This is a genomic window from Bacillus cereus group sp. RP43, assembly GCF_040459645.1.
In the GTDB taxonomy this organism is placed as follows: domain Bacteria; phylum Bacillota; class Bacilli; order Bacillales; family Bacillaceae_G; genus Bacillus_A; species Bacillus_A mycoides_C.
The window spans coordinates 5,058,312-5,065,000 of sequence record NZ_JARVHQ010000001.1; the positions used below are offsets into that span (position 1 = coordinate 5,058,312).

The window sequence follows — 6,689 nt, forward strand, 5'->3', positions numbered from 1 at the left end:
TAGTTCACTTCACTTTCATCTACAAACGTTTATCCTTCTCGTACAAGAAAGAGGGCTATCGCGTAGCCCTCTTTGTTTGTCTATACTTATTTTACCTTTTCCGCACTATGAATGACAAATGATTCTCCTTCTACATCAAAGATAACTTTTTGTCCTTTCTCAATAGCACCTTTTAACAGTTCTTCTGATAGTCTATCTTCTACATGTTTTTGAATTGCTCTACGAAGCGGACGAGCACCGTACTCTCGATCAAATCCTTTATCAGCAATTGCTGCAATTGCTCCTTCTGTTAAGTGCAATTCAATCTCTTGTTCTTTTAAGCGATTCACTAACTGATTCACCATAAGAGTTACAATTTCTTGAATATGTTTTTTCTCAAGCATATGGAACACGATAATTTCATCAATACGGTTTAAGAATTCTGGACGAAATGCTTTTTTCAATTCATCCATTACTTTACCTTTCATATCTGAATAATCGCGGCTCTCATCTTGTACGTTAAATCCAAGATGTTTATTACGTTTTAATGCGTCTGCACCAACATTAGACGTCATAATAACAATTGTATTACGGAAATCAACTGTACGTCCTTTAGAATCTGTTAAACGACCATCTTCTAATACTTGTAGTAAAATATTAAACACATCAGGATGAGCTTTCTCTACTTCATCTAATAAGACAACTGAATATGGCTTACGACGAACTTTCTCTGTTAATTGTCCACCTTCTTCATATCCAACATATCCTGGAGGAGATCCAACTAAACGAGAAGTAGAATGCTTTTCCATGTACTCAGACATATCGATGCGGATCATTGCATCCTCATCACCGAACATAGATTCCGCTAATGCCCTCGCTAATTCTGTTTTACCTACACCAGTCGGTCCTAGGAAAATAAATGAGCCAATTGGACGTTTCGGATCTTTTAATCCCGCTCTCGCACGACGAACAGCTTTTGCCACAGCTACAACTGCTTCATCCTGCCCAATTAAACGATCATGTAAAATTGATTCCAAGTTTAATAATTTATCTGTCTCTGTTTGTGCAAGTTTAGAAACCGGAATACGTGTCCATGTGGAAACGACATTTGCAATATCTTCTACTGTTACTTCTGAGTTTTCTTGTCCTTGTTTCTCTTTCCACTGACGCTTTGTATCTTCTAACTTTTCACGTAAACGTTGTTCCATATCACGTAAGGAAGCAGCTTTTTCAAATTCTTGGCTTTGTACAGCTGCATCTTTTTCTTTTCTAATTTCCTCAAGCTTCACTTCAAGCTCTTTTAAGTTTGGCGGTGTTGTATAAGAACGTAAGCGCACTTTTGATGCAGCCTCATCAATTAAATCGATTGCTTTATCAGGTAAAAAACGGTCTGTAATGTAACGATCTGAAAGTTTTACAGCCGCATCGATTGCATCATCTGTAATAGATACGCGGTGATGCGCCTCATAACGGTCACGTAAACCTTTTAAAATTTGAACTGATTCTTCTAAGTTTGGTTCATCAACATGAATTGGTTGGAAACGTCTTTCTAATGCCGCATCCTTTTCAATGTATTTACGATATTCATCTAAAGTTGTTGCACCAATACATTGTAATTCACCACGTGCTAAAGATGGTTTTAAAATATTCGATGCATCAATTGCACCTTCCGCCCCTCCTGCACCAATTAACGTATGAAGCTCATCAATAAATAGAATGATGTTACCAGCTTGGCGAATCTCATCCATCACTTTCTTTAAACGATCCTCAAATTCACCACGATATTTTGTTCCAGCAACAACTGTACCCATATCTAATGTCATAACACGCTTATCTCTTAAAGTTTCAGGAACTTCATTATTTACAATTTGCTGTGCTAATCCTTCCGCAATTGCTGTCTTACCTACACCAGGTTCTCCAATTAATACTGGATTGTTTTTTGTTCTACGGCTTAACACTTCAATTACACGTTGAATTTCTTTACTACGTCCAATAACAGGATCTAAGCGATTTTCACGTGCAACAACTGTTAAATCACGTGCTAGACTGTCAAGTGTAGGCGTATTCGCATTTGTTGATGAACCACCTTGGTGACCTGAACTAGCTTCATTACTTCCAAGGAGTTGTAACACTTGTTGTCTTGCTTTATTTAGGCTTACACCTAAATTATTTAAAACACGTGCTGCTACACCTTCACCTTCACGGATTAAACCAAGTAAAATATGTTCTGTTCCAACGTAGGAATGACCCAATTTACGAGCTTCGTCCATAGACAACTCAATAACTTTTTTAGCACGAGGTGTGTAATGTACTGTTTGAGAAGCTTCCGTGCCACGTCCAATTAATGCTTCTACCTCTTTTTGAACTTTCTCTGGACTTAATCCAAGAGCAATTAACGCTTTTGCTGCAATTCCTTCACCTTCGCGTACAAGCCCAAGTAAAATATGTTCTGTTCCAATATTATTATGCCCAATGCGAATTGCTTCCTCTTGAGATAAAGCTAATACTTTCTGTGCTCGTTCTGTAAATCTTCCAAACATCATAGAAATCGCCTCCTACTTGCGCTTAATTTTGTTCAATTCGTAATCGCTCACGGATTAAGGTTGCTCTTCGATAATCTCTTTCTTCTGGTCCTAGAGGTCCTCCTGCATATTGTTGCAAAATGCCCGGCTGAGTAAGAACCATTAACTCAGTTAAAATATTTCTCGATATACCTTGTATATATCCTAAGTCAATACCAAGTCGTACATCTGATAAGCAAGTGGCTGCTTCTGCAGATTGAATTAAACGACTGTTAGCTAGTATTCCGTAAGAACGATATACTTTATCTTCAAGCTCAATACTTGAATTTTGTACAATTAATTCTCTAGCCATTTTTTCTTGATGAATGATTTGTTGAATGACACTCTTTAAATCTGCAATAATATCTTCTTCTGATTTCCCTAGTGTCATTTGATTTGACACTTGAAATATATTACCTAACGCTTCGCTACCTTCACCGTATATTCCTCTTACTACTAACCCTAATTTTTGAATTACTTGTATAATACGGTTAATTCTTTTCGTTAAAACCAGTCCCGGCAAATGAATCATTACCGAAGCCCTTAATCCTGTACCAACGTTAGTGGGGCAACTCGTAATATATCCAAGCGATTCATCAAAAGCATATTCAACCTGTTCCTCGATCCAATTATCTATTTGATTGGCACTTTGAAGCGCCTCTGATAACTGCAAACCTGAAAATAGGCACTGAATCCTAACATGATCCTCTTCATTAAGCATGATACTTATATGTTCACTTTCTGATAGTAGGCATGCTCCGTATTCTGTTCCTGCAAGATTTGGACTAATTAAATGCTTCTCAACTAAAACTCTCCTTTGAAGAGGATTTAATTCATTCATTTTTAATAGTTCAAACGCCCCAAAAGGTTCTACAGGTTTATTTATAAACTTCTTCTTAAATAACTCATGAATCTGTTTAGCTTCTTCCTCGTTTTGCATAGTAGAGAATTGATATTTTTTAAAATTACGAGCCAAACGAATTCGACTACTTAAAACAATATCAGAATCAGGGCCATCCCCCTTCATCCATGGACTAATCGCTTCATTCATAATTCTGTCCAGTGACATAGAACTATTCCCCCTCTCTATGCTCACTAAGCTGATTTTCAAGACCTCGAATTTCATCTCGTACTTCAGCCGCTTTCTCAAATTCCTCTTTCTGTACATATTGTTTCAGATTGAGTTTTAGTTCATCTAATTCTTTCTTTAAGTAGATATTTCCTTCTATACGTTCAGGAATTTTCCCACAATGTTCTGTATGCCCACCGTGAAGACGTTTTAACAATGGTTTTAAATGCCCCTTAAATGTATCGTAACAAGAAGCACATCCAAAGCGTCCCACTTTTGTAAATTGTTCATATGTCATCTTACAATTCGGACATCTTGATATACTTGTATTTGAAAATGCATCTTGCCCTTCTTCAAACATCGCTGGTTCACTATGCAATAATCCGGCTAATAGGTCATGGAATGAAAAATTAGACTGCGGTGATTGAAAGAAAGACGTATAGCCACTTTGTTCTGCACATTGCTCGCAAAGATGAACTTCCGCCTTTTTTCCGTTGATTACTTTTGTATAATGTAAAGTTGCTGGTCTTATATTACAGTTTTGACAAGTCATCGCTATCTCCCACCTTTACAACAGGAACGATCTATCTCATGATACTTTTCATACATTACTAGATTGTTCTCTTTTCTTAATCCATTTAGTAAAAGCACATGTCATCTTTCAAAATTCCTACAATATTAAACTGCATTATCTTAGTTATCATTCTTAACAAAAGTTATATTTATTTATATTTCAGTGTTCTTAACATTGCGCATAATATTCGAGCCCTAAGTTCATCTCGAGAAGGAACATCCATTAATAATACAGAACGATCTAGTACGCTTAGCATAAGTTTAGCTTCACGATTTGTTATAATACCCTCTTCTATTAAACGTATAATCATGCTTTCTGCATTTCCTTGCGCAACACTATGATCAATCATATGAAGCATTTGATCAATAATGTCTATATCGTCATGCAATTTGACTTTTATAATGCGAATGTAACCCCCTCCACCTCGTTTACTTTCTACTACAAATCCTCTTTCTAGCGTAAAACGGGTATTGATTACATAGTTGATTTGAGACGGCACACAATCGAATCGATCAGCGATCTCATTCCTCTTGATTTCAATCACATTATTATTGCTTAAGTCAATAACTTGCTTTAGATATTTCTCAATGATATCAGATATATTTCTCATTTATCCGCCACCTTTATTGACTTTGACTATCTTTGACTTTAATTATATACGTATTAAAAAAATTTGCAACTCTTTTGCTTATTCACTATCCTAGCCACATTTCCCTATCTTTAATCAAAAGGACAATTCTTTAAGTAAAGATTTTTAAAATTACTACGAATTGTAAAAGGAAACACGAAAAAACACAAGTCAAAAGACTTGTGTTTTTATCTTGCTTGGCGACGTCCTACTCTCACAGGGACAAGGTCCCAACTACCATCGGCGCTAGAGAGCTTAACTTCCGTGTTCGGTATGGGAACGGGTGTGACCTCTCTGCCATCATCACCAAACTGATGAAGGTATATTCCTTCAAAACTAGATAACATTGCTTCATATTATATGGTTAAGTCCTCGATCTATTAGTATTCGTCAGCTCCACATGTCACCATGCTTCCACCTCGAACCTATCAACCTGATCATCTTTCAGGGATCTTACTAGCTTACGCTATGGGAAATCTCATCTTGAGGGGGGCTTCATGCTTAGATGCTTTCAGCACTTATCCCTTCCGCACATAGCTACCCAGCTATGCCCTTGGCAGAACAACTGGTACACCAGCGGTGCGTCCATCCCGGTCCTCTCGTACTAAGGACAGCTCCTCTCAAATTTCCTACGCCCACGACGGATAGGGACCGAACTGTCTCACGACGTTCTGAACCCAGCTCGCGTACCGCTTTAATGGGCGAACAGCCCAACCCTTGGGACCGACTACAGCCCCAGGATGCGATGAGCCGACATCGAGGTGCCAAACCTCCCCGTCGATGTGGACTCTTGGGGGAGATAAGCCTGTTATCCCCGGGGTAGCTTTTATCCGTTGAGCGATGGCCCTTCCATGCGGAACCACCGGATCACTAAGCCCGACTTTCGTCCCTGCTCGACTTGTAGGTCTCGCAGTCAAGCTCCCTTATGCCTTTGCACTCTACGAATGATTTCCAACCATTCTGAGGGAACCTTTGGGCGCCTCCGTTACACTTTAGGAGGCGACCGCCCCAGTCAAACTGCCCACCTGACACTGTCTCCCGGGTCGATAAGACCCGTAGGTTAGAATTTCAATACAGTCAGGGCGGTATCCCACCAGCGCCTCCACCGAAGCTAGCGCTCCGGTTTCAATGGCTCCCGCCTATCCTGTACAAACTGTACCAAAATTCAATATCAGGCTACAGTAAAGCTCCACGGGGTCTTTCCGTCCTGTCGCGGGTAACCTGCATCTTCACAGGTACTATAATTTCACCGAGTCTCTGGTTGAGACAGTGCCCAAATCGTTACACCTTTCGTGCGGGTCGGAACTTACCCGACAAGGAATTTCGCTACCTTAGGACCGTTATAGTTACGGCCGCCGTTTACTGGGGCTTCAGTTCAGAGCTTCGCTTACGCTAACCCCTCTCCTTAACCTTCCAGCACCGGGCAGGTGTCAGCCCCTATACTTCGCCTTACGGCTTCGCAGAGACCTGTGTTTTTGCTAAACAGTCGCTTGGGCCTATTCACTGCGGCTTTCCGTTAAGAAAGCACCCCTTCTCCCGAAGTTACGGGGTCATTTTGCCGAGTTCCTTAACCAGAGTTCTCTCGCACACCTTAGGATTCTCTCCTCGCCTACCTGTGTCGGTTTGCGGTACAGGCACCTTTTATCTCGCTAGAAGCTTTTCTTGGCAGCGGGGAATCAAAGACTTCGCTCCATAAGGAGCTTCCCCATCACAGCTCAGCCTTCACGATAAGCGGATTTGCCTACTTATCAGCCTAACTGCTTGGACGTGCACAACCAATCGCACGCTTCTTCTATCCTTCTGCGTCCCTCCATTGCTCAAACGATAAAGAGGTGGTACAGGAATATCAACCTGTTGTCCATCGCCTACGCCTGTCGG

At 40.2% G+C, this 6,689-nt stretch carries 4 protein-coding genes and 2 rRNA genes (1 of these 6 only partly in view); all 6 read right to left on the reverse strand.

The genetic code is table 11. The features are described 5' to 3' along the window. Positions 1-86 precede the first annotated feature (86 nt). Positions 87-2,522, reverse strand: a complete 2,436-nt coding sequence (gene clpC / locus QCI75_RS26285) for an ATP-dependent protease ATP-binding subunit ClpC (protein ID WP_144505046.1) — start codon at positions 2,520-2,522, stop codon at positions 87-89. Positions 2,523-2,544: 22 nt separating this feature from the next. Beyond that, the gene (gene mcsB, locus QCI75_RS26290) at positions 2,545-3,609 is read right to left on the reverse strand and encodes a protein-arginine kinase McsB (RefSeq protein ID WP_144505048.1); all 1,065 of its coding nucleotides are present in this window, start codon (positions 3,607-3,609) and stop codon (positions 2,545-2,547) included. 4 nt (positions 3,610-3,613) lie between these two features. Next, on the reverse strand, positions 3,614-4,162 hold the full coding sequence (mcsA, locus tag QCI75_RS26295; RefSeq protein ID WP_353761447.1) for a protein-arginine kinase activator protein McsA: 549 nt from the start codon (positions 4,160-4,162) through the stop codon (positions 3,614-3,616). Positions 4,163-4,331: 169 nt separating this feature from the next. Then, positions 4,332-4,793, reverse strand: a complete 462-nt coding sequence (gene ctsR, locus QCI75_RS26300; RefSeq protein WP_002115277.1) for a transcriptional regulator CtsR — start codon at positions 4,791-4,793, stop codon at positions 4,332-4,334. A 213-nt stretch (positions 4,794-5,006) separates the two neighbouring features. Continuing rightward, positions 5,007-5,122 (reverse strand): 5S ribosomal RNA (rrf, locus tag QCI75_RS26305). Between the two features lie 49 nt (positions 5,123-5,171). Further along, positions 5,172-6,689, reverse strand: a 23S ribosomal RNA gene (locus QCI75_RS26310) (it continues 1,404 nt past the right edge of the window).

What these genes read in the sequence shown, in the direction of transcription:
- clpC (WP_144505046.1), bottom strand. Translation starts at nt 2,522, where the DNA reads ATGATGTTTGGAAGATTTACAGAACGAGCACAGAAAGTATTAGCTTTA.
- mcsB (WP_144505048.1), bottom strand. Translation starts at nt 3,609, where the DNA reads ATGTCACTGGACAGAATTATGAATGAAGCGATTAGTCCATGGATGAAG.
- mcsA (WP_353761447.1), bottom strand. Translation starts at nt 4,162, where the DNA reads ATGACTTGTCAAAACTGTAATATAAGACCAGCAACTTTACATTATACA.
- ctsR (WP_002115277.1), bottom strand. Translation starts at nt 4,793, where the DNA reads ATGAGAAATATATCTGATATCATTGAGAAATATCTAAAGCAAGTTATT.